The 1,477-nt window shown below is 37.1% G+C and carries 2 protein-coding genes; both read left to right on the forward strand.

What is annotated here, in order from left to right; all coding sequences use genetic code 11:
- The coding region (locus IEY53_RS34750; protein WP_189032916.1) for a serine hydrolase domain-containing protein at nucleotides 1-565 on the forward strand (565 nt) is incomplete at its 5' end.
- A gap of 248 nt (nucleotides 566-813) precedes the next feature.
- Nucleotides 814-1,368, forward strand: coding sequence for a DUF1700 domain-containing protein (locus tag IEY53_RS34755; RefSeq protein WP_189032918.1), 555 nt, complete (start codon nucleotides 814-816; stop codon nucleotides 1,366-1,368).
- Nucleotides 1,369-1,477 lie beyond the last annotated feature (109 nt).

The raw sequence follows: 1,477 nt of genomic DNA on the forward strand, positions 1-1,477 counted from the left end.
AAACACAGGATACGTATTACTGGGTATTCTTATTGAAAAATTAACCGGAAACAGCTACGCGGAAGAAATTGAAAATCGGATTATTGAACCGCTTGAATTGTCGGATACATTCCTACCTGGCAATTCAAGCGTTATTCCAGGTACCAAGCATGCTCGGGGATATTCCCAACCAGACGAAGCAAGTGAGATAAAAGACGTTACTTATTATAATCCAAGTGCAGGTAGCTCGGCTGGAGATATGATTTCTACTGCTGATAACTTAAATAAATTCTTCTCTTCCTTGCTCGGTGGCAAATTACTCAAGAAACAGCAACTAAAACAAATGCTTACTACAGTTCCTACAGGAAGAGCAGGAATCGATGGATATGGTCTTGGAATCTTTGAAACTAAGCTTCCAAACGGTGTCTCGATATGGGGACACACAGGTGGCATTCTAGGGTTTTCTACGATTGCTGGAGGTACACTTGGAGGCAATCATACGTTGGTCGTCAGTTTGAACAGTTTGGGTAGAGATAACAGTCCTAATCCGTTTAAAAGTATTTTACTTGCTGAATTTAGCAAGTAGGAAAAAATGGAAAATAATGATAAATTTTGTGATCATTTTTTCAGTTAAATATATACCTTTCTGGTCCAAAATTCCCAACTTACTTTTAAAAATAATCTTTGGGCTTTTGGATTAGGACGGCAACTTTTTAAAACTTTTCCCTCTCAAAACGCCCAGAAAATCTGCGCAATACAAGGGGGTTGGTCCCTTATTTGAAGATTATGATAATTTATTAACAGCTATATCAGTAATCAAAGGAGAGTTAAATTATGGATAAAATTATGAATGATTATCTAATGAAAATTGAAAATCATTTGAAATCGATGTCCGATTCCGAGCGTATTGACATTTTAAAAGAAATCAAAAGTGTAATACTTGAATTGCAAAATAATGGTGTATCTACTGAGCAAATCATCGAACGGTTAGGAAACCCAAAAGAATTAGCAAAAGTATACTTAGGTAAAGCCATTTCAATGAACAGTAAATTTAGTTGGCGTAAATTTGGTGCAATATTTGCTCTTTGTAACAGTTTTGTAGGTGTCAGTGGTATGTTACTCTTGCCGTTCATCAGTACTCTTTCCATTGCTTTAATGATTGGTGGAGTTATTACGCCGATAGGCGGAATTGTTAAATTTGTCGGACAACATATGGGATTTGATATTGGGGGAATAACAATCGAAATGGGAGCATTTACACCAAGCCCAATGCATTTCTTGCCAATTTCTATTGTGATTGGAGTGTTAATGTTTTGGTTTGGGAAAGTCTTATGGAAGCTTACTATTAAATATATTCAGGCAATTAGTCAGAAAAAGAAATTAATATAATGAACGGGGCGCGACGGTCGTTCATAGACCAACCGTACCCCGAGGCTGGCCTAGTACCTTGACTGCATCAAATTTCAGGGTACAAATGTTTCAATTTGCCTCTGGCCTG

Source organism: Paenibacillus albidus, assembly GCF_014644435.1.
In the GTDB taxonomy this organism is placed as follows: domain Bacteria; phylum Bacillota; class Bacilli; order Paenibacillales; family Paenibacillaceae; genus Paenibacillus_AQ; species Paenibacillus_AQ albidus.